At 40.0% G+C, this 570-nt stretch carries 1 protein-coding gene; it reads left to right on the top strand.

Annotated elements, in window-relative coordinates; genetic code table 11:
- A partial coding sequence (locus SCA31_RS22470; RefSeq protein ID WP_410699276.1) for a hypothetical protein occupies positions 1-570 on the top strand: 570 nt, incomplete at both ends.

The raw sequence follows: 570 nt of genomic DNA, 5'->3' as shown, positions 1-570 counted from the left end.
TTTTCGGGAAGTTCCGTACCGCCTGTTTTGAATAGTGCAAGTATATATAATATTCTCGATATCTACGGATCTTCTGAATGGCAGGCCGGGATGACTGTTAAAGCGGTCTATATGTATTATCGGAATAGCAACAGCCCCAAGACGATCAAAAGCAATGGAGTTGAAATAACAGATAATGATAGTGTATATTTTGAAGAAGAATCATCCGTCAGCTTACTGGATGATTTTGTTATCCAGGGTGCTTTAACCCATACGGCGGGGACCTTCAATACGAATAATCACAAGGTATCTGTACAAAGTTATTCGGGAAATGCAGGAGGAACGGCCAGAACGTTGAATCTGGGAAGTTCAGATATTTATGTAACAGGTGTAATGTATGAAGGTAATTTTTCTGCTAATTCTTCTGCCTTAACATTGAATGCAGGGACTTCTACGATCTATTTTACAGGGCTGGGATATCCTGAGCTACAGCCTTATGCAGGACAGCATTATTATAACGTAAGTTTTGAAGCCGCATATAATGCTGTTTTTGGAGGTACTCAAAGCGCAAAGGTCTATTACAATCGTGTA

The organism is Chryseobacterium sp. SIMBA_028, from assembly GCF_046535285.1.
GTDB lineage: Bacteria > Bacteroidota > Bacteroidia > Flavobacteriales > Weeksellaceae > Chryseobacterium.
The sequence above is the reverse complement of the archived record's forward strand: the minus strand, read 5'-3'. Positions and strand labels throughout refer to the sequence as shown.